Genomic DNA, 21,964 nt, shown 5'->3' on the forward strand with positions numbered 1-21,964 from the left:
GAGAACCTACGGCAGAGTCCGGTGCGGCGACAGGCGGAATCGCGTCCCGTCATCCACCTCGCACACCTTCTTCACACAGCCTGACGGGGGCCGCCCCAGCCCCCCACATCACGCCAGGTGGGAGGGGTGGGGCGGCAGTGACACATGGGTTCGGCACCCTGTGAGCGGGCTGCGAGAAGCCTGTGGCTCAGATCCGAGCGAAGGCCTGCTCGATGATGTCGAGGCCCTCGCTCAGCAGGTCCTCGCCTATGACCAGCGGCGGCAGGAAGCGCAGCACGTTGCCGTAGGTGCCACAGGTCAGGACCAGCAGGCCCTCCTGGTGGCAGGCCTTGGCGAGGGCGGCGGTCGCCTCCGGGTTCGGCTCCTTGGTCGTACGGTCCTTGACCAGCTCGATGGCGATCATCGCGCCGCGGCCCCGCACATCGCCGATGATGTCGAACTTCTCGGCCATGGCGGACAGCCGCGGCTTCATGATCGCCTCGATGGCCTTCGCCCTGGCGTTGAGGTCCAGCTCCTTCATGGTCTCGATGGCGCCGAGCGCACCGGCACAGGCGACCGGGTTGCCGCCGTAGGTGCCGCCGAGGCCGCCGGAGTGCGCGGCGTCCATGATCTCGGCGCGACCCGTGACAGCGGCCAGGGGCAGACCGCCGGCGATGCCCTTGGCGGTGGTGATCAGGTCCGGGACGATCCCCTCGTCCTCGCAGGCGAACCACTGGCCCGTGCGGCAGAAGCCGGACTGGATCTCGTCGGCGACGAACACGATCCCGTTGTCCTTGGCGTACTGGCTGATCGCCGGCAGGAAGCCCTTGGCGGGCTCGATGAAGCCGCCCTCGCCGAGCACCGGCTCGATGATGATCGCGGCCACGTTGTCCGCGCCGATCTGCTTGTTGATCATGTCGATGGCCTGGGCGGAGGCCTCGGCACCGGCGTTCTGGGGGCCGGTGAGCCAGCGGTAGCCGTACGCCACCGGCACCCGGTACACCTCGGGCGCGAACGGTCCGAAGCCGTGCTTGTACGGCATGTTCTTCGCGGTCAGCGCCATGGTGAGGTTGGTCCGGCCGTGGTACCCGTGGTCGAACACGACGACGGCCTGCCGCTTGGTGTAGGCGCGGGCGATCTTCACGGCGTTCTCGACGGCCTCGGCGCCGGAGTTGAACAGCGCGGACTTCTTGGCGTGGTCGCCGGGCGTCAGCTCGGCCAGCGCCTCCGCGACGGCCACGTAGCCCTCGTAGGGGGTGACCATGAAACAGGTGTGGGTGAAGTCGGCCAGCTGGGCGGCGGCCCGGCGTACGACGGCCTCGGCGGAGGCGCCCACGCTGGTCACCGCGATACCGGAACCGAAGTCGATCAGACGGTTGCCGTCGACGTCCTCGATGATGCCGCCGCCCGCGCGGGCGGTGAACACCGGCAGCACGGAACCGACACCCTGCGCGACCGCGGCGGTACGGCGGGCCTGCAGCTCCTGCGACTTGGGGCCGGGGATGGCGGTGACGACGCGGCGCTCCTGCGGAAGTGCGGTCATGGGGGCTCCCTGATCAATCGTGCGTTCCGGGGCGCTGTGCGTGTCCGGCGGCCCCGGGGCGGCTCCGGCGGTGCGTATCCGGACGCTCTCCTTCTTTCTTCGCAGGCTAGGTCCGGCCGCGAGAGGTGGGCATGCTCCATGTGGGTGTTGTCCGGAGGTGGCGTTGTCCGTGGTGGACATACTGCGCCGGGCGGCGGCGGGACCCGGCTGACGGTTCCTCGGCCGTGTAAGCGGTGAACTCCCCTGGGGAGGGCGTTAGATTGACTCGCTGACGGTGGACGGAACGGCTGGTCAGGGGGAAAGGGCGATGGACAGCGACGGGACGCGGGACACACAGGGCACCCACATGAATCCTGTACCGCGTCCGGCGGGGCCGCAGGACGCGGGCAGGACGCCGGCCGAGGCCGCCGCGGTGCCGCCGCGGCCGAACCGGCCGCCCGGGGCGCCGAACATGCCGCCCGGGGTGCCTGCGATGCCCGACGGCTCGGCCTTTCTGAGCTGGCTGCGGGCGCCGCGGCCGGAGGCGCCGCCGGGGGTGTGGCGGTTCCGGTACATGCCTAGGCCCGAGGAGGAGCCCGAGCGGATCCCGGCCCGGCAACTGCTGAGCGGCGCGCTGATCGCGTTCCTGGTCGGCTGGCTGCTCTGGTCGCTGCTGTGGAACGGCTATCTGGGCGGCTGGTGGGTGGTGCCCCTGGAGCTGTTCACCCCGGACTCCTGGCGGCACAGCGACGACCGCGTCGGCAACGCCGTCCTCTGGTACAGCTACTACTCGCTCATCGCCCTGGCGATCATGCTCGTCGTCGGCCGCCTCGGCCGCTGGGGCGAGGTCTGGCGCCGCTACGGTCCGCGCGCCTGGACCCAGGCCGGCGCCGCTCCTGCCGCCGAACGGCCCCCCGCCCCCGAGCAGGACCCCGCCCAGTGGCCCCACCTCCGTGCCGCCGGGGCGCACGAGGCCGCCGACCGGCTCGCCGCCGAGGCGCGGGCCGGGCTGATGGGGGACGTGGACCAGGCCCGGATCGCCCGGGCCTGGCAGGGCGTGCGCAGCGGCCGGCACAGCATGGCGTCCTTCTCCGCCGCCGTGGTCAAGGACGGCGCCGCCGCCTGCCCGCACCCCTCCGGGGAACGCGACCTGCCCGCCCGGCACGGCCGGCACGACCTGGTCACCGGCCAGGTGCGGCTCGGCACGACCGCCGACGACCCCCGCAACGCCTACCGCTACCGGGGCGCCGGTCTCGCCCTCGGCCCCGAGCTGCTCGGCACCTCCCTGCTCGCCGTCGGCCCGGCCGGCTCCGGCAAGACCGGCGCGCTGGTGCGCCCGCTCGCCGAGTCGCTCTGCCTGCACGCGCTCGCCGGCCGCGCCTCCGTGGTCGTCGTCGGCGCGGCCGGCGCCGGACTCGGACCCGCCGACTCCTACGACGTCGTCGTCCGCATCGCCCACCCCGACTCCGTCTACGACCTCGACCTGTACGGCGGCACCACCGACCCCGACGAGGCCGCCGCCATAATCGCCGAGGCCCTCGTCGGCGACCTCGCCGACCCGCACCCCGGCAGCGACAGCCGCCGCTCCACCACCGTCCTCGCCCAGCTGCTCGGCCCGTTCAAGGCGGTCCACGGCCGCTTCCCCTCCGTACCCGAACTCCGTCAGCTCCTCGACGGCACCGCCGGCCCGATGGCCGCGCTCCGCAAGGCGCTGACGGCCACAGGACACGAGTCGCTGCTGCGTGAACTCGACTCCCGGGAACGGCAGATGGGACAGCCGGGGGACGTGGGCGCGGTGCTCGCCGACCGCATCGCTCTCCTCGACCGTCCGGCCTTCGCCGGGTTCTTCGACACCTCCGGCCAGTCCCGGCCCTTCTCCCTCAAGGCCCTCGACCACCCGGTCCGGGTCCGTATCGACCTGCCCGAGCGCGGCCACGCGGACGCCTCCCGCATCCTGGCCCGGCTGGTGCTCGCCCAGTTCACGGCGAGCGTGACGGTACGGGACGACCGGTCGCTCTTCGCGTGCCTGCTCCTGGACGACGCGACGGGTGTGGTGACGCCGGAGGCGGTACGCGCCGTCCAGCGTCTGCGGTCGGCCAACGCGGGCGTCGCGCTGACCCTGCGCACCCTGGACGACGTACCCCGTCCGCTGCGCGGGCCGCTGCTGGGGGCCGCCGGCTGCCGTATGGCCTTCGCCGGACTCACCCCCTGGGACGGCCAGGACTTCGCCGAGGTCTGGGGCAAGGAGTGGACCGAGGCCCGGGACGTCACCGACCGCCAGATCATCGCGGAGACCCCCGCGGGCAAGGCACTGCACGTCGTACGGCAGGTCATCACCGGCAAGGCGCCCACGGCCCGCGCGGTCACCGTCCGCCAGGTGGAGCGTGAGCGCTGGTCGGCCTCCGAGCTGGCTCACGGCGTGCCCGCGGGCCATGCCGTCCTCTCCCTGACGACCGTCAAGGGCGAGCACGCGCCGCCGCTGCTGGTGGACCTCAGGGGCGGCGCCGGCCGGGTTTGAACGGGGAGACCCACGCGACCGTACAGTGAGGCAGAATCGACACAGGCCGTTCATACGAGACGGCCAAAGGCCCACTGCCCTCTGTGCACGTCCTCACGTGCTCCCGACCGAAGAGATGATCTGACGGCCCGATGCCACCGACGCTCGCCTCGCTCGTCCACCATTCCGCGCTCAAACTGACCGTGCGCGCGGGCGAGGACCGCCTCGACGTGCCCGTGCGCTGGGCCCATGTCAGCGAACTCGCCGACCCCGTGCCGTACATGGAAGGCGGGGAACTCCTCCTGATCACCGCGCTGAAGCTGGACGCGGATGATCCGCAGGCGATGCGACGGTATGTGAAACGCCTGGTGGGAGCGGGTGTGGTGGGTCTCGGCTTCGCCGTCGGGGTCAACTACGAGGAGATCCCCAAGGCCCTGGTCGACGCGGCCGAGCAGGGCGACCTGCCCCTGCTCGAGGTGCCGCGCCGCACCCCCTTCCTCGCCATCAGCAAGGCCGTGTCGGCGGCGATCGCGGCCGACCAGTACCGGGCGGTGACGGCGGGCTTCGCCGCCCAGCGCGAACTGACCAGGCAGGCCCTGAACGCCGGTCCTGAGGGCCTGCTGGCCGCACTCGCCGCGCAGGTCAACGGCTGGGCGGCGCTGTACGACGCGTCGGGCGCGGTCGTCGCCACGGCACCGGAGTGGGCGGGCCGCCGGGCGGCCCGGCTGACGGCCGAGGTGGAACGGCTGCGGGAGCGCCCGGCGCCGGCCTCCTCGGTGGTGGGCGGCCCGGACAACGAGGACCGGGTGGAGCTGCACTCGCTCGGCACCGGCCGCAGGCCCCGGGCGGCCCTCGCGGTCGGCACCGCGGCGGCCCTCGGCACCGCCGAACGGTATGCCGTCCACTCGGCCATCGCGCTGCTCACTCTCACCACGGAACGCTCCCGTTCGCTGCACGAGGCCGAGCAGCGGGTGGGAGCGGCGGTCCTGCGCATGCTGCTCGCCGGGCAGCCGGACCACGCCCGGGGGGTCGCCGGGGATCTGTACGGCGGGCTTCTCGACGCACCCTTCCGGATGATCGTCGCCGATGGGGGTGCCGAGCTGCTGGCCGGTCTCGCGGAGGCGGTCGAGTCGGCCGCGGCGCGCGCCGGGGAGGCGGTGCTGGTGGTGCCGGAGGGGGAGCGGCTGGTCGTGCTGGGCGTCGACGGAGGCGCGGCGGTGGGCGCGTGCGCCGATCACGCGGCGGCGCGCGAGGCCGCCCGGGCCGCGCCGGAGCAGGATGCCACCGAGGACGACGACCTGGTCGTGGGCATGTCCGCCCCGTCCGGGCCGATCGGCGCGCCGGCCGCCTACAAACAGGCCGAACAGGCCCTGTCGGTGGCCCGGCGGCGGGGCCGGGTGCTGGTCGAGCACGAGCAGCTGGCCGTCGGTTCGGTCCTGCCCCTGCTGGCGGACGACGCGGTGAAGGCGTTCGCGGACGGTCTGCTGCGGGCGCTGTACGAGCATGACGCGACGGGCCGCGGTGACCTGGTGGCCTCCCTGCGGGCCTGGCTGTCCCGGCACGGCCAGTGGGACGCGGCGGCGGCCGACCTGGGCGTGCACCGGCATACGCTGAGGTATCGGATGCGCAGGGTCGAGGAGATCCTGGGCCGTTCCCTGGACGACCCGGACGCCCGGATGGAGCTGTGGCTGGCCCTGAAGGCGACCTCGGCGGACTGATCGCCGCCGGGGAACCCGGAGAGGGCGGAGAACGCGACCCGCGCGCCCCTGCCAAAGAGGCGCGCCCCCGTTCCCCACCACTACACCCCGGACAAGCGCCGCTTCTGCTTCCCGCGCCTACGGTGGACCTCGGAAGCCAAGAACATCCCCACACACGCGGAAGGGCCGGGACTCTCATGACCGCCACCCACGCCTTCTGGCTCGCCGGCCGTGAGGCCACCGGCGAGGACACCTTCGACGTCACCAGCCCGTGGGACGGGCGCCTCGTCGGCAAGGCCAGCGTGCCCACCGACGCGCAGGTCGAGGAAGCCGTCGCCGCCGCGTACGCCGTACGGGACGAGTTCGCCGCCACCCCGGCACACATACGCGCCGCCGCCCTCGACCACGTCAGCCGGCGCCTCGTCGAGCGCACCGAGGAGATAGCCCAGCTGATCTCCGCCGAGAACGGCAAGCCCATCAAGTGGGCGCGCGGCGAGGTCGGCCGTGCCGTCTCGGTGTTCCGGTTCGCCGCCGAGGAGGCCCGGCGCTTCAACAGCGGCGAGGCCCAGCGGCTCGACACCGACCTCGGCGGGCAGGGCCGGCTCGCGCTGACGCGCCGGTTCCCGAAGGGCGTCGTCCTCGGCATCGCACCCTTCAACTTCCCGCTCAACCTCTGCGCCCACAAGATCGCCCCGGCCATCGCCGCCGGCGCGCCGATCATCCTCAAGCCGGCGCCCGCCACCCCGCTGTCCGGCCTGATCATCGGCGACCTGCTCGCCGAGACCGAGGGCCTCCCGGCCGGCTCCTGGTCGATCCTCCCGGTCGCCAACGACAAGATGGCCGCCCTCGTCCAGGACGAGCGCCTCCCCGTCATCTCCTTCACCGGTTCCGAGAAGGTCGGCTACTCGATCATGGACTCGGTGCCCCGCAAGCACTGCACCCTGGAGTTGGGCGGCAACGGCGCGGCCGTCGTCCTCGGCGACTACGCGAGCGACGCCGACCTCGACTGGGCCGCCACCCGCATCGCCACCTTCTCCAACTACCAGGGCGGCCAGTCCTGCATCTCCGTGCAGCGGGTCATCGCCGACGCGTCCGTCTACGACCGGCTGCTTCCGCGCATCGTCGCCGCCGTCGAGGCCCAGGTCACCGGTGACCCCGCCGACGCCAAGACGGACGTCGGCCCGCTGGTCAGCGAGGCCGCCGCGGAGCGCGTCGAGGCCTGGGTGAAGGAGGCCGTGGAGGCCGGCGCCACGCTGGTGACCGGCGGCGACCGCGACGGCGCCAGCTTCGCGCCGACCGTCCTCACCGAGGTCCCGGCGGACACCACCATCTCCTGCGAGGAGGTCTTCGGACCCGTCCTCACCGTGCAGAAGGTGTACGGCGAGGCCGAGGCCTTCGCCGCCGCCAACGACTCCAAGTACGGCCTCCAGGCGGGCGTCTTCACCCGCGACCTGGGGACCGCCTTCCGCGCCCACCGTGCGCTCGAGGTCGGCGGTGTCGTCATCGGCGACGTCCCGTCCTACCGTGCCGACCAGATGCCGTACGGCGGCGCCAAGCAGTCCGGCGTCGGCCGCGAGGGCGTCAAGTTCGCGATGGACGACTACACCTACGAGCGAGTCCTGGTCCTCACCGGCCTCGCCCTCTGACCTGCCACGGTCAGGACACCACGGCCGGAGCCCGCTGTGCGGGGGCTCCGGCCGTCGGTGTGCCGCGGCCCCGGTCGCCGGGGCAGCCTTCTTGTCAATGGGAACCATTTTCAGTTACTGTCGTCCGTGACGCTCGTCGTCGTCCCCTCGAAGGGGCCCGGCACCGATGCCTTCCGGTGCCGGGCCCCTTCTCGGTGTCGGCCGCTTCGGACCCTCAACCGGAGAAGCCGACGTGCGCGAGCCGCAGCGGGCCGCGCAGTCTGAGGTGGACGTCGTGCACGCCCTCGGCGACGATGCCGGCGGTGAGCGAGGTGTACGCGTACGGGCCCGGCGTCGGCTCGGCGAGCGTCAGCACCGCCAGCGACGGGCCGCCGTCCAGGGAGAGTTCCAGCGAGCCGGCGCCCGACACCCGCGCGCTCACCTCCGTCACGCCCTGGCCGAAGTCGCAGTCCCGGTAGACGAGTTCACCGAGGCCGTCGCCCTTCGGCGTGACCGCGTCGCCCGCCGTCCACGTACGGTCCACGATCGCGATGCCCGACTGCTCGTCGAAGTCGGCCGCGTCCAGGCCGCGTTCGGCGGCGACATCGCGCGGCACCGCTTGCTCGCCGTCCAGGATCACCGTCGTACGCAGCCGGATGTCCTCGCTGGACGCGCCGACCAGTACGTCGTACGGCCCCTGCTCCAGGCGCCATCCGCCCCGCGCCACGTCCCAGAACGCGAAGGCGGAGAGCCGGACTTCGAAGGCCAGCCCGGTCCGTGCGCCGGGGGCCAGGGTGATCCTGCGGTGGGCCAGGAGTTCGCGACGCGGGCGCACCGAGGACGGCTCGACCGCCCGGGAGTAGAGCTGGGCCACCTCGTCCGCCGTCACGTCACCGGTGTTGGTGACCGTGAAGGACACGCGGAGCGTCCCGTCCGCCACCTCGGTGACCAGGTCGGCGTAGGAGAAGGACGCGTACGACAGGCCGTGGCCGAACGGGAACAGCGGGGTGCCCTCGAAGTAGAGGTACGTCTGGCGGGCGCCCACCACGTCGTAGTCGAGCAGGTCGGGGAGGTCGGTGTCGGAGGCGTACCAGGTCTGCGGGAGGCGGCCCGCGGGGGAGACGTCACCGGCCAGCACGCGGGCCAGCGCGGTGCCGGCCGCCTGGCCGCCGTGGGCCGTCCACAGGACCGCGGGGAGGCGGGCCACGTCCACCGCGTAGGGGTAGGCCGACGTCAGGGCCAGGACCGTCCGCGGGTTCGCGGACCGGGCCGCGCGCAGCAGACGCTCCTGGTGCGGGGGCAGGTCCAGGGTCGTACGGTCCTCGGTCTCACGGCCGTTGATGTGCGGGTCGTTGCCCGCGACGACCAGGACCGCGTCGGCCGCGGCGGCCACCCTGGCGACGGCCTCCGTACCCCGCTCGACGATGATCAACTCGAAGATCGACGCGTTCTCGGCGGCAACCCGCACGCCGTCGGCGGCGACACAGACGTGGCGACCCGTGCCCAGATGCCGGAGGAGGTGACCGTTCTCATGGGGTTCCAGGCGGAATGTCTCCTGGACGACCCAGCCGCCGGGCTGGTCGGCGGAGGCGCGGACCCGGCCGTCGTCGGCGACCGAGAGATAGCGGCCGTCGGGGGCGCGGAGCGTGAGCACGCCTTCGCCCCAGTCGACGAGGGCGAGTTCGGTGCCCGTCGCGTCGGTGGTCAGCGGGGGCAGGTCGGTACGGCCCGCCAGCAGCGCCGGGTCCAGGGCGCCCGTCGCGCCGCGCGTCTCGTCGGCGGCCTCGGGGGCGGGCGGTACGTGCAGGAAGGTGCCGTCCGCGAGCCTCAGCCGGACCCGGTCCACGCCCTCCGCGAACTCCACACGCTCCGCGCCGAACCGTTCGTACAGGCCCTCCAGCGGGGTGGAGCGGTGCAGCAGCGTGCCGCTGTACCAGTCGAGCTTGCACTCGTCGGCGAGCAGGCCGACGACCGCGATCCGGGTGTCGGGCGCGAGCGGCAGCAGGTCGCCGTCGTTCTTGAGGAGGACGACCGCCTGTTCCGCGGCCTCCTGGGCGAGGGCGCGGTGTGCGGGGGTGTCGAAGTCGGACGTGTGCGCGTGCGGATCGGCGTGCGGGCCGATGCGTGGGCCGGCGTGCGGGCCGATGTGTGGGCCGGCGTGCGGGCCGATGTGTGGGCCGGCGTGCGGGTCGGCGTATGGATCGTCGTGCGGGTCGAACTCGCCGAGGCGGAAGCGGACCGAGAGCTGGCGGCGCACGGCCGTGTCGATGTCGGCCTCGGTCAACAGGCCCTGCGCCAAGGCCCCCGTGACCCGGGCGACGATCTGCGCACTGTCCGTGCCGTGGTCGGTGAAGCTGTCGACACCGGCGAGCAGGGCGGCCGCGGTGGCCTCCTCATGGGTGTCGAAGTAGTGCTCGTGGTCGACCAGGTTGCTGGGCGCGCCGGCGTCCGAGCAGACCAGCAGATCCTCCTCCGTCCAGGTCCGCAACCGCTCGCGCAGGTACGGGGAGACGTGGTTGGGGCGGCCGTTGACCAGGTTGTACGCCGGCATCACCCCGGCCACCGCGCCCGCTCGCACGGTCTCCTCGAAGGCGCGCAGGTCGTACTCGTGCAGCACCCGCGGGCGGACCGAGGAGGAGGAAGTGGCGCGGTCCGTCTCGTTGTTGTGGGCGAGCCAGTGCTTGAGGACGGGCGCGGTGCGCCAGTAGACCGGGTGGTCGCCGCGCAGACCGCGGGTGTAGGCGGTGGCGATGGCGGAGGTGAGCTTCGGGTCCTCGGAGTAGCCCTCCTCGTTGCGGCCCCAGAGCGGGTGGCGCAGCAGATTCACCGTCGGCGCCCAGACGTTGAGGCCCACGCGGTCGTCGCGGGCGCGCATCGCCCGGACCTCCTTGGACACCGCCTCCCCGACCCGTCGTACGAGATCGGTGTTCCAGGTCGCGCCGAGGCCGACCGCCTGCGGGAACACCGTGGCCGGGCCCATCCAGGCGACCCCGTGCAGGGCCTCCTGGCCGGTGCGGAAGGCGGCGATGCCCAGGCGTGTCACGGCGGGTGCGAACTGGTGCAGGAAGGAGACCTTCTCGTCCAGGGTGAGCCGCGCCAGCAGGTCGTCGATGCGCTTCGCGAACGGCAGGTGCGGATCGCGGAAAGGCGGCGTAGGCGGCGTTTGAGCGGTCACGAGCGGTTCCCCTTGCGATGGAGCGACGAGGAGCTTTCGAAGCGCTTCGATGCTCATTCGACGCACCGTCGGGTGTCAAGAGACGCTCACCGAAATTTCAAGCGGCGCATACGAAGAGGTCATCCCCGCTGCCTCGGAGGAATCTTGGGAGCGACCCTTGTGCACCCCCGGGTGTTCACTTAACCTCGCAGCAACATCGAAGCGCTTCGACTAGCCGACGCGACGGTCCGCCCCAGGGACACACGACAGCGGTCGACCGTGGTCGGGGGATCGCTTCAGCTCAGCCAGTTCCACTCGAGACACCGCAGCCGACGGCCACCGCCGGGTGTCCTGGTGCGCCATGAAGGGTTGACGCAATGACGCCGAACGCCGCTTCCGCCCCCTCCGGGCCGAGCCGGAGAAGTTTCCTCGCCTCCACGGCCGTCGCCACCGCAGCGGTGGCGGGCGGGATGCCGTTGCTCGCCGCCTGCGGAGCGTCGGACAGCGGTTCGGGAGGTGGCTCCTCCTCGGGCAAGGACACGAAGAAGCTGCTGCCGTCCTACGTCGCCGGCAACGTGGTGGCCCCGGACATCCCGGCGAAGAACGGCTCGGCGATCGGTTTCACCAGCAAGCTCGACCTGGCGACCCTGAAGACCTCGGTCCCGAACAAGCTCGGCAAGGGCGGCAGCGTCACCGTCATGTCGCCGTTCTGGGGCTCCCCGCCCAAGCAGGACAACGCCTACTACAAGGCGATGAACGCCCTGATCGGCGTCGACGTCCAGTGGCAGAACCAGGACGGCAACACCTACGACCAGAAGCTCGGCGCGGTCCTCGCCTCCAGCGACGTACCGGACGTCGTGGTCGTTCCGAACTGGAACATGGGCGGCAAGATACCCACCGCCATCATCAGCAAGTTCGCCGACCTCGGCCCGTATCTGTCGGGTGACAAGGTCAAGGACTACCCGAACCTCGCCGCCATCCCGACCGACGCCTGGCGGCGCTGCATCTTCGGCGGCAAGCTGCGCGGACTGCCGATGCCGTCCTCGTACGTGACCAACATCGTGCCCCTCTACCGCAAGGACGTCTTCGACAAGGAGGGCTACGAGGTCCCGCGCTCTGCGGACGAGTTCCTGTCCCTGGCCAAGGAGATCACCAACGCCAAGGCCAAGCGCTGGGCCTGCATGGACATGAAGTGGACCGCCTGGCAGATGTTCAGCGTCCTCTCCGGCAGCGAGAAGCCGCTCGGCTGGAACCTCGTCGACGGCAAGCTGGTCAACCGCATCGAGACCGACGAGTACCTCGAAGCCCTGGAGTGGACCCGCAAGCTCTTCGCCGCCGGCGTCGTGCACCCTGACGCCAAGCTGGGCAAGAACGCCCCCGACGCGGGTCCCAAGTTCGCGGCCGGCGAGTTCCTGATCTACGCCCAGGACATCAGCCAGTGGTGGAGCCGCACCGCCGAACAGGCCACCCAGAACCCGGACTACAAGATCTGGGGCATGGACGTCTACGCCCACGACGGAGGCAACCCGCAGGTCTGGGCCGAACAGCCCGCCGGCATCTTCGCGTTCATCAACAAGAAGGCCTCGGAGTCCGTCATCCACGACGTGCTGGCCGTCGCCAACGTCACCGCCGCGCCGTACGGCACCAAGGAGTACATGGCCACCAACTACGGCGTCGAGGGCACTCACTACACCGTCAAGAACGGCGTGCCCACCAAGACCACCCAGGGCAACAACGAGGTCCTCAACGCCTACGTCATGGTCGCGAGCCCCGCCGCCACCATCGCCCACCCGGACTTCCCCGACGTGGCCAAGGCGCAGGTCGAGTGGCAGCAGCGGATGGGTTCCTTCACCAAGAAGTCCAGCTTCTTCGGCCAGATGATCACCGAGCCGTCCCGGTACACCAACCTCATGAACGACTTCGAGACGTTGGAGGACGACATCACCCGCGGCCGCAAGAAGATCAGCGACATGCAGCAGGCCGTCTCCGACTGGAAGAGCAAGGGCGGCGACCGGCTGCGCGACTGGTACCAGAAGCTGCTCGACGACAACGGCTCTTCGGCGAGCTGACCAGGCACCGAGGCAAGGAGAACGGCCGTGTCCCACAGCACGGTGCCTCGCAGCAGAGCCGAGGCAGACGACGACAGGGCGGGGAGGACTCCGGTGGCGTCCGACGGCACCACCGGAACCGGGAAGAAGGAGAAGACCGGGAAACTGGGCCTGCGCCTCAGATTCAGACGTGACCGCGCGCTGATCCTGATGACGCTGCCGGCGGTCCTGCTGATCCTGGTCTTCAACTACCTGCCGATCCTCGGCAACATCGTGGCCTTCCAGGACTACGACCCGTACGTCAGCGACAACGGCATCGTCTCCATGCTGCACAGCCCCTGGGTGGGCTTCGAGAACTTCCAGCGGATCTTCGCCGACTCGGCGTTCTGGGACGCGGTCAAGAACACACTGGTGCTGTTCTCCCTGCAACTCGTGCTGTTCTTCCCGATCCCGATCGCACTCGCGCTGCTCATCAACAGCGTGGTCCGGCCCCGGGTACGGGCGATCTCCCAGGCGGTCCTGTACCTCCCGCACTTCTTCTCCTGGGTGCTGGTCATCTCCGTCTTCCAGCAGATCTTCGGTGGCGCGGGCGTGCTGTCGCAGCTGCTGAGGCAGCACGGCTACGACGGCCTCGACATCATGACCGACCCGTCGACCTTCAAGTTCCTGGTCACGGCGGAGGGCGTCTGGAAGGACGCCGGCTGGGGGATCATCGTCTTCCTGGCCGCGCTGGCCTCCGTGAGCCCGGACCTCTACGAGGCGGCGGCGATGGACGGGGCCGGCCGCTGGCGCCGCATCTGGCATGTCACGCTTCCCGCCCTGCGGCCGGTGATCGCCCTGCTGCTGGTGCTGCGCGTGGGCGACGCGCTGACCGTCGGCTTCGAACAGATCCTCCTCCAACGCGACGCGGTCGGCCCAGGAGCCGCCGAAGTCCTCGACACCTTCGTCTGGTGGAACGGCGTCCGCAACCAGGACTTCGGCTACGCGGCCGCCGCCGGTCTGATCAAGGGCGTGGTCAGCCTCGGCCTGGTCCTCGCCGCGAACAAAGTGGCCCATCTCATGGGCGAGCAGGGGGTGTACAAGAAATGACCGCCGTCATCGACAAGCCTCCCGTACGGGAACCCTCCCGATGGGCGGCCCCACCCCGTCCGGCCTGGGAGGAGGAGCCCGGCAGGGCGGGCTCGGCAGGCAAGGGCCTCGTGCTCGCCCTCGCCTGCCTGGGCATCCTCTTCCCTCTGTGGATCATCGTCGTGACCAGCCTCTCCTCGCGGAAAACGATCGACGAGGCCGGCGGACTGGTGATGGTGCCCAAGGGCATCACCTTCGTCGCCTACAAGGAGCTGCTGAGCGGCGGCCAGGTCACCCGGGCCACGATCATCAGCATCCTGATCGCCGTCGTCGGCACGCTGTTCTCGATGGCCGTGTCGGTGCTGTGCGCGTACGGCCTCTCACGCATCGGCTCCCTGGGCCACCGCTGGTTCCTGATGCTGCTGCTCGCGACGATGTTCTTCAGCGCGGGCCTGATCCCGACGTACCTCCTGGTCCAGTCCCTCGGCCTCACCGACAGCTACCTCGCCCTGATCCTCCCGAGCGCGGTGAGCGTCTTCAACATCCTCGTCCTGCGCGGGTTCTTCATGGGCATCTCGCAGGAGCTGATCGACAGCGCGCACATCGACGGCGCCGGCGACTTCCGGATCCTGTGGCAGATCGTCATGCCGCTGTCACGTGCGGTGCTTGCCGTGATCACCCTCTTCTACGCGGTCGGGTACTGGAGCGCGTGGTTCAACGCGTCCCTGTACCTCAACGACCAGGACAAGATGCCGCTGCAGAACGTCATGATCCAGCTGGTGCAGAAGCAGGAGGCCCCGGTGGGGCTGGGGCAGGCGATCAAGACGGGGCAGCTGTCGGGGCTCGCGGTGCAGATGGCGGTGATGGTGATGGCGCTGCTGCCGGTCGCGATCCTGTCGCCGTTCGTCCAGAAGCACTTCAAGAAGGGGATGCTGACGGGGGCGGTGAAGGGGTAGCCGACGGCGCCTTCGAGGGGGCGGCGGGGGAGCGTCGGCGGCTGCGGGTGGTTCGTGGCCGGTCGCGCAGTTCCCCGCGCCCCCGACGGGCGCTCCCCAGCCGTGCTCCACACAGCCGGCGCTACCCGGCCCGCGGGCGGTCGTGCCTGGGGGACCCCCAGGCGGCACGGGTGGGCGCTGGAGGGCACCCCCTCTGGGGGAGGCATCCTGCCGGCGCCGGTAAGCGAGACCCCCGCCCCCACCCGGGACCACCCACCCAACCCACGCCCACCGAAGGTTTGCCATGCCTACCCCGAGCCGCAGAACCGTCCTTGCCGCCACCGCGACCGCAGCCGCCCTCACCACCCTCCCCGCCCTCAGCACCAACGCCCACGCGGCCGAGCCCCGCCCGCAGGCGTACCGGTGGCGCAACGCGGCGATCGGCGGCACCGGTTTCGTCACCGGCGTCCTCTTCCACCCCACCACCCCCGGCCTCGCCTACGCCCGCACCGACATCGGCGGCGCCTACCGCTGGGACGCCCGCACCGCCCGCTGGACCCCCCTCACCGACCACCTCGGGTGGGACGACTGGAACCTCCTCGGTGTCGAGGCCCTCGCCGTGGACCCCGTTCACCCGAACCGGCTCTATCTCGCGCTCGGCACCTACGCCCAGTCCTGGGCCGGCAACGGCGCGGTCCTCCGCTCCGACGACCGCGGCGCCACCTGGACCCGTACCGATCTCACCGTCAAGCTCGGCGCCAACGAGGACGGCCGGGGCATGGGCGAGCGCCTCCTCGTCGACCCGCGTGACAGTGACACCCTCTGGCTGGGGACGAGGCACGACGGACTGCTCAAGTCGACGGACCGCGGCGCCACCTGGGCGGCCGCCACCGGCTTCCCGCCCGCCCCCGCCGCCTCCGGCCAGGGCGTCACCCTCCTGGTCGCCGTCGGCCGCTCCGTCTACGCCGGCTGGGGCGACGCCGACGGGAGCGCCACCGCCGTCAACCTGTACCGCACCACCGACGGGACCACCTGGGCAGCCGTCCCCGGCCAACCCACCGGCACCTCCGCCAAGATCCCGGTCCGCGCGGCCCACGACCCCCACGCCCGCGAGCTGTACGTGACCTACGCCGACGCCCCCGGTCCCAACGGCCAGGCCGACGGCAGCGTGCACAAGCTCTCGACCGTCACCGGCCGCTGGACCGAGGTCACCCCCGTCCGCCCCGGCGGCAGCGACACCTTCGGCTACGGCGGGGTCGCCGTCGACGCCCGCCGGCCCGGCACCGTCGTCGTCTCGACGAACAACCGGTGGGCGGCCGTGGACACCCTCTACCGGACCGCCGACGGCGGCCGTACCTGGACGTCCCTGAAGGACACAGCTGTCTTCGACGTGTCGGAGACTCCCTTCCTGAAGTGGGGCGGCGATCAGCCCAAGTTCGGGTGGTGGATCCAGGCCGTGGCCGTCGACCCGCATAACTCGAAGCACGTCGTCTACGGCACCGGCGCCACCCTCTACGGCACCCGCGACCTCGTCCACTGGGCCCCGCGGATCCGCGGCCTGGAGGAGACGTCCGTGGTTCAGCTGGTGTCGCCCCCGGTCGGGGAGGCACACCTGCTGAGCGGCTCGGGGGACATCGGCGTCCTGTACCACGAGCGGCTCACCGCGTCTCCGTCCCGCGGGATGGCCACGAACCCCGTGTTCGGATCGGCGACGGGACTCGCGCAGGCCGCGGGCAGGCCGGCGTACGTGGTCCGCACCGGCTGGGGCGACAACGGCAACGGCGCCTTCTCGAACGACGGGGGCCGGACCTGGGCGCCCTTCGCTGCCCAGCCCTCCCTCGCCCACGACGCACCGGGGCCGATCGCCGCCAACGCCGACGGCAGCGCGCTGCTGTGGTCCTTCGTGCACTGGGACGGGACCAAGTACCCCGCCCACCGCTCGGACGACAACGGCGCCACCTGGACCGAGATCCCCTCCTTCCCGAAGGGCGCCACGCCGGTCGCCGACCCGGCCGACCCGACGCTCTTCTACGCATACGACACCGACACAGGAACGCTACAAGCCAGCACTGACAGTGGCCGGACGTTCACGGCACGTGCCACCGGGCTGCCCGCCGGGGACAGCCAGTTCCAGCTGGTCGCGGCCCCCGGCAGATCCGGCGACCTGTGGCTGAGCGTGAAATGGAACGGGCTGTACCGGTCCACCGACGGGGGCGTGAGCTTCGCCAAGGTGGCCAGCTGCTGGGCCGCCTACACCCTCGGCTTCGGCAGGGCGGCCGACGGCGCCGGCTACCCGGCGATCTATCTCGTCGGCTCCACCGAGACCATCACCGCCGTCCACCGCTCCGACGACGAGGCCGTGACCTGGACCCGTATCAACGACGACCGGCACCAGTGGGGCTGGACCGGACAGGCGATCACCGGCGACCCACGCGTCTACGGCCGGGTCTACCTCGCCACCAACGGGCGGGGCATCCAGTACGGGGAGCCCGTCTGATGCCGAGCCTCTCCGACGCCACCCGCGGCCGCGTCCTCTTCGGCGGCGACTACAACCCCGAGCAGTGGCCCGAGGAGACCTGGCCCGAGGACGTCCGGCTGATGAAGGCCGCCGGCGTCAACTCCGTGACCATGGGCGTCTTCTCCTGGGCGAAGCTCGAACCCCAGCCGGGGGAGCGGGACTTCGGCTGGCTGGACCGGCTCATGGACCTGATGCACGACAACGGCATCGGAGTCGTCCTCGCCACCCCGACCTCCGCGCCGCCGCCGTGGCTGGGCCGGCTGCACCCGGACACCCTGCCCCGGGACGCCGACGGCCGCACCGAGTGGTGGGGCGGCCGCCAGCACTTCTCGCACTCCAGCGCCACCTACCGCCGCTACGCCGCCGCCATCACCGAGGACCTCGCCGCCCGCTACGGCGACCACCCCGCCCTCACCCTGTGGCACATCAACAACGAGTACTGCACCTTCGACTACGGCGACGAGGCGGCCGCCGCCTTCCGCCGCTGGCTGCGCGAGCGCTACCGCACCCTCGACGCCCTCAACTCCGCATGGGGCACGGCCTTCTGGAGCCAGGGCTACGACACCTGGGACGGCATCCTGCCACCGCGCCACGCCCACTACATGAAGAACCCCACCCAGATGCTGGACTTCCGCCGGTTCACCTCCGACATGCTCCTTGAGTGCTACGCGGCCGAACGGGACATCGTCGCCCGGCACACCCCGCACATCCCGGTGACGACCAACTTCATGCCGCTGTGGATGGGCCAGGACGCCTGGCGGTGGGCGGCGGAGGAGGACGTCGTCTCCGTCGACCTCTATCCGGACCCGCGCGATCCGCTGGGCGCGCAGCACGGCGCACTCGTCCACGACCTCACCCGCTCCCAGGCGCGCGGCCCCTGGATGCTGATGGAGCAGGCCGCCGGGCCGGTCAACTGGCGAGGGGTGAACCACCCCAAACCCCGGGGCCTCAACCGTCAGTGGTCCCTCCAGGCCGTCGCCCGGGGCGCGGACGCCGTCTGCTACTTCCAGTGGCGGCAGTCCCGGCAGGGCGCGGAGAAGTTCCACTCCGGGATGGTCAGTCATGCGGGGGCGGAGGGCCGTACGTACCAGGAGGTCAAGCGGCTCGGCACCGAACTCGCCGCCATCAGCGGCGCAGTGGTCGGCAGTCACCTCGTCGCGGACGTCGCCGTTCTCCACGACTGGCACTCCTGGTGGGCCGGCGCCCACGAAGGCCGGCTCTCCACCGAGGTGGACCTCTCCGGCGTCCTGCACGCCTGGCATCGCGCCCTCTGGGAGGCGAACCTCGCCACCGACTTCGCCCACCCCGAACACGACCTGTCCGCCTACAAGGTGGTGGTCGTGCCGCAGCTCTACCTCCTCACCGACACCGCCATCGGCAACCTCCTCGGCTACGTCCGGGGCGGTGGCACCCTGGTCAGCGGCTTCCTGACCGGCGTCGCCGACGAGGACGACCGGATCCGCCCCGGCGGCATGGACGCCAGGCTGCGCGAGCTGTTCGGCATCCGCACACTGCACGAGTGGTGGCCGCTGGACGCGGGGGAGAGCGTCGGGTGCGAGGGCTTCCGGGGGACCCTGTGGTCGGAGGAGATCGAGGCCGCTCCCGGGGTCTGCGAGACCGTGCCGTACCGGGGCGGGGAACTCGACGGGATGCCCGCCGTGCTGCGCAACGGGCGTGCCTGGTACCTCTCCACGCTTCCCGAACCGGAGGCGCTCCGGGAGCTGCTCGGCGGGATCGCCGCGGGGGCGGGAGTCCGTCCGGTGCTCGACGGGCTGCCGACGGGGGTCGAGGCGGTGCGCAGGGGTGAGCTGCTGTTCCTGTTCAACCACGGGCGCGAGTCCGTGAAGGTGCAGGTCCCGGGCGCCCACCGGGACGTGCTGACCGGTTCGGCCGTCACCGACGCGGTCACCCTCGATCGCTACGGAGTGGCGGTGCTCAGGCCATGACCACCACCGGACCCGTGCACGGCACCTGGGAGCCCGCCCCTGCCGCCCGCTGGGAGGACGCCTTCCTGAGCGGCAACGGCCACCACGGCGCCCTGGTGTTCGGTGATCCGAACGACGACCGTGTCATCGTCACCCAGCACACCCTCGTGCGCCCCAACGGCGGCGAACATGCGCGCCCGCCCCGCCTGGCCGCCGAACTCGCCACCGTGCAGGACCGGTTGCTCGCGGGCGACCTCCAGGCCGCCGAGAGCTTCACCGACGGCCGCCCGCTCCAGTGGGTCCAGCCCTTCCACCCGGCCTTCCGGATACGGCTGCGCAGGCCGGAGGGCCGGGCGGACGGCTATCGCCGGACCGTCGACTTCAGCACCGGTGAGGCCGTCGCCACCACCGCCGACTGGACCAGCCGCCTCTTCGTCTCCCGCGCCGACGACGTGATCGTGCAGCAGGTCGGCACCGGCCACCTCGACATCGCCCTCGACCACCGGCTCCCGGGCGCTCCGTCCGGCCTGGGTATCGGCCACGGCGCTCTCCGCACCCCCGAGGGCGCGCTGCTCAGCCTCCGTGCCCGCTACCCCGACAGCGACCGCGCCTACACCGGTGTCACCCTCGTCGCCGTCACCGGCGGCAGTACGGAGCTCGTTCCGCCCGGCGTCCGCGTCGTCGGCGCCGACTCCGTCCTCCTCCTCACCCGGGTCCGCCGCCACACCGGCGAACTCGACGTGGCCGCCGAGGCGCGCGAGCTGCGCGAGACACTCGAGGGCGCGCCGTCGTACGACACCCTGCTCGCCCGGCATCTCGCACCGCACCGCACCGCCTACACCCGCGTCACCCTCGACCTGGCAGCCGATCCCGCCGAACGCGGCCTGCCCGGCTCCGAGCTGCTGAAGCGCACCCGCAGCGCCGCTCTCCTGGAGCGGCTCTTCGCCGCGGGCCGCTACCACCTCCTCTCCTCCTCCGGCCTCAACCCGCCCCGTCTGACCGGACTGTGGACCGGCGAGTGGAACACCGCCTGGTCCGGCGCCTTCACCAACGACGCCAACCTCAACCTCCAGACGGCCTCCGCGGGCGCCGCCGCCCTCCCGGAAGTCACCGACTCCCTCAGTTCTCTGATCCAGCGTCAGCGGCGCGACTGGCGGGAGAACGCCCGTACGGTCTTCGGTGCCCGGGGCGTGGTCGCGCCCGCGCACACCGACGGTGAGTCGGGGCTCTCGTACCACTTCAGCCGTGAGTACCCGCTGCACCTGTGGACGGCAGGCGCCGACTGGCTGCTCAAGCCGCTCGTCGACCACGACGAGATCCGCGGCGAGCGCGATCCGCGTACGGCCGCACTGCTCGCCGAAGTCGCCGCGTTCTACGAGGACTTCCTCACCCGGACCGACGCCGACGGCCACCTGGTGTGCGTGCCGTCCTACTCGCCCGAGAACCGTCCCGCGAACGCGGGCCCGGGTGTGATCAACGCGGCGATGGACCTCTCGGCGGCCCGGCACGCCCTGCGCACGGCCGCCGACTACCACCCGGGCCCGGACGCCGACCGCTGGCGCGCCCTCGCCGACCGGCTGCCCCCGCACCGGATCAACGCCGACGGCGCACTCGCCGAATGGGCCTGGCCCGGCCTGCGGGACACCTACGACCACCGCCACCTCAGCCACCTCTACGGCGTCTGGCCGCTCGACGAGATCACGCCCTACGACACCCCGGAACTCGCGGCCGCCGCCCGTCGCGCCATCGAACTGCGCGGCGCCGAGAACGACTCGGCGCACGGGCACCTCCACCACGCGCTCGTCGCCGCCCGGCTGCGGGACCGCGAACGGGTCGCCGCCGCCCTCGGCCAGGTCCTGGACGGCGACTTCTTCCACGCATCCCTGATGAGCGCCCACTACCCGAACCGCGACGTCTACAACGCCGACGCCGCCCACACCCTGCCCGCCGTCCTGATCGAGGCCCTCGTCCAGTCGACCCCGGACCGGCTGGTCCTGCTCCCCGCACCCCCGACCGCCCTCGGCCGAGGCCGGCTGACCGGAATCCGCACCCGGTTCGGAGCCGAACTCGACCTCTCCTGGACCCCCGGCGGTGCGCGAGCCGTCCTGAAGCCGCACCGGACGCTCCGTATCGACCTGCGGACTTCCTCCGGCGCCCAGCCGCTCGACCTCGTCGCCGGAGAAGACCACGTCCTCACCCTGGGGACGTGGTAGCCACCCGCACCTCCCCCCACCCATGGAAGGGACACCATGGCACCACGTACGTATCGCAGGGCCGCCACGGCCCTGATCGCGCCCGCGCTCGCCCTCGGCGCCATCGTCGGCCTCGCCTCGGCGCCCGCCTCGGCCGCCGTCTGGAGCTCCTGCGACCAGTGGGGCAACACCACGCTGAACGGCTACACGCTCTACAACAACATCTGGGGCTCCGGCGCCGGCACCCAGTGCATCTGGGCCAACTCCGGAACCAACTGGGGCATCACCGCCAACCACCCCAACACCGGCGGCATCAAGTCGTACCCCAACTCCAAGAAGGTGATCAACAAGACGATCACCTCTCTCGGGTCGCTCACCAGCAGCTACAACGTGACCGTCCCGTCGTCCGGTGCGTACAACACCTCGTACGACATCTGGGACACCGGATACGCCAACGAGATCATGCTCTGGGTCAACAAGACCGGCGCCGTCGGCCCGCTCGGCACCTCGCAGGGCACGCTCACCCTGGGCAGCAACACCTGGACCGTCTACAAGGGCAACAACGGCGCGAACAACGTCTATTCGTTCATCCGGAGCTCCAACTCCACCTCCGGCACGATCGACATCCTGCCGATCCTGAAGTGGATCAAGGACACCAAGGGCTGGTTCGGCAACGTGACCATCGGTGACGTGCAGTTCGGCTACGAGATCACCAGCTCGTCCGGTGGGCTTGACTTCACCACCAACAGCCTCACCGTCAGCAGCAGTTGAGCCGACCGGGTCGGCCCCGCGCGCGCCGCGGGG

At 71.6% G+C, this 21,964-nt stretch carries 13 protein-coding genes; 10 read left to right on the plus strand and 3 right to left on the minus strand.

Features of this window, described 5'->3' with window-relative positions; translation table 11 throughout:
- Positions 1-187 precede the first annotated feature (187 nt).
- Both gabT and AB0D59_RS31035 read right to left on the minus strand, forming a co-directional pair.
- A complete protein-coding gene (gabT, locus tag AB0D59_RS31030) occupies positions 188-1,522 on the minus strand; it encodes a 4-aminobutyrate--2-oxoglutarate transaminase (protein WP_362572361.1) in 1,335 nt (444 codons plus the stop codon).
- A 291-nt stretch (positions 1,523-1,813) separates the two neighbouring features.
- A complete protein-coding gene (locus AB0D59_RS31035; RefSeq protein WP_362572364.1) occupies positions 1,814-2,077 on the minus strand; it encodes a hypothetical protein in 264 nt (87 codons plus the stop codon).
- Here AB0D59_RS31035 and AB0D59_RS31040 point away from each other — a divergent pair.
- The 3 genes from AB0D59_RS31040 to AB0D59_RS31050 all read left to right on the plus strand — a co-directional run bounded on the left by AB0D59_RS31040 (position 2,076) and on the right by AB0D59_RS31050 (position 7,341).
- Complete coding sequence (locus tag AB0D59_RS31040) at positions 2,076-4,019, plus strand: ATP-binding protein (protein WP_362572367.1); 1,944 nt, start codon at positions 2,076-2,078, stop codon at positions 4,017-4,019. The two genes, AB0D59_RS31035 and AB0D59_RS31040, sit on opposite strands and share 2 nt — an antisense overlap.
- Positions 4,020-4,150: 131 nt before the next feature.
- Positions 4,151-5,716, plus strand: a complete 1,566-nt coding sequence (locus AB0D59_RS31045; RefSeq protein WP_362572369.1) for a PucR family transcriptional regulator ligand-binding domain-containing protein — start codon at positions 4,151-4,153, stop codon at positions 5,714-5,716.
- A 176-nt stretch (positions 5,717-5,892) separates the two neighbouring features.
- The gene (locus AB0D59_RS31050) at positions 5,893-7,341 is read left to right on the plus strand and encodes an aldehyde dehydrogenase family protein (RefSeq protein WP_362572372.1); all 1,449 of its coding nucleotides are present in this window, start codon (positions 5,893-5,895) and stop codon (positions 7,339-7,341) included.
- Between the two features lie 214 nt (positions 7,342-7,555).
- Here the strand turns inward: AB0D59_RS31050 and AB0D59_RS31055 are convergent, their stop codons facing one another.
- The gene (locus AB0D59_RS31055) at positions 7,556-10,495 is read right to left on the minus strand and encodes a glycoside hydrolase family 3 C-terminal domain-containing protein (RefSeq protein ID WP_362572375.1); all 2,940 of its coding nucleotides are present in this window, start codon (positions 10,493-10,495) and stop codon (positions 7,556-7,558) included.
- 356 nt (positions 10,496-10,851) lie between these two features.
- Here AB0D59_RS31055 and AB0D59_RS31060 point away from each other — a divergent pair, with 356 nt between their 5' ends.
- The 7 genes from AB0D59_RS31060 to AB0D59_RS31090 all read left to right on the plus strand — a co-directional run bounded on the left by AB0D59_RS31060 (position 10,852) and on the right by AB0D59_RS31090 (position 21,931).
- Positions 10,852-12,543 carry an extracellular solute-binding protein gene (locus AB0D59_RS31060; protein ID WP_362572377.1) on the plus strand — a complete coding sequence of 564 codons (1,692 nt, stop codon included), beginning with the start codon at positions 10,852-10,854 and terminating at the stop codon, positions 12,541-12,543.
- 27 nt (positions 12,544-12,570) lie between these two features.
- Positions 12,571-13,611 carry an ABC transporter permease subunit gene (locus AB0D59_RS31065; protein WP_362572379.1) on the plus strand — a complete coding sequence of 347 codons (1,041 nt, stop codon included), beginning with the start codon at positions 12,571-12,573 and terminating at the stop codon, positions 13,609-13,611.
- Entirely contained in the window at positions 13,608-14,546 is a 939-nt protein-coding gene (locus tag AB0D59_RS31070) for a carbohydrate ABC transporter permease (RefSeq protein WP_362572382.1), read from the plus strand. The genes AB0D59_RS31065 and AB0D59_RS31070 overlap by 4 nt, the downstream gene beginning before the upstream one ends.
- A 283-nt stretch (positions 14,547-14,829) precedes the next feature.
- Entirely contained in the window at positions 14,830-17,022 is a 2,193-nt protein-coding gene (locus AB0D59_RS31075) for a 1,4-beta-glucanase (RefSeq protein WP_362572385.1), read from the plus strand.
- Positions 17,022-18,989, plus strand: a complete 1,968-nt coding sequence (locus AB0D59_RS31080; protein ID WP_362572388.1) for a beta-galactosidase — start codon at positions 17,022-17,024, stop codon at positions 18,987-18,989. Before AB0D59_RS31075 ends, AB0D59_RS31080 begins: the two co-directional genes overlap by 1 nt.
- Positions 18,986-21,181 carry a glycoside hydrolase N-terminal domain-containing protein gene (locus AB0D59_RS31085; RefSeq protein WP_362572391.1) on the plus strand — a complete coding sequence of 732 codons (2,196 nt, stop codon included), beginning with the start codon at positions 18,986-18,988 and terminating at the stop codon, positions 21,179-21,181. The genes AB0D59_RS31080 and AB0D59_RS31085 overlap by 4 nt, the downstream gene beginning before the upstream one ends.
- 36 nt (positions 21,182-21,217) lie before the next feature.
- Complete coding sequence (locus AB0D59_RS31090) at positions 21,218-21,931, plus strand: hypothetical protein (protein WP_362572393.1); 714 nt, start codon at positions 21,218-21,220, stop codon at positions 21,929-21,931.
- The last annotated feature ends 33 nt before the right edge of the window (positions 21,932-21,964 follow it).

The organism is Streptomyces sp. NPDC048417 (assembly GCF_040651615.1).
Classification (GTDB): Bacteria; Actinomycetota; Actinomycetes; order Streptomycetales; family Streptomycetaceae; genus Streptomyces.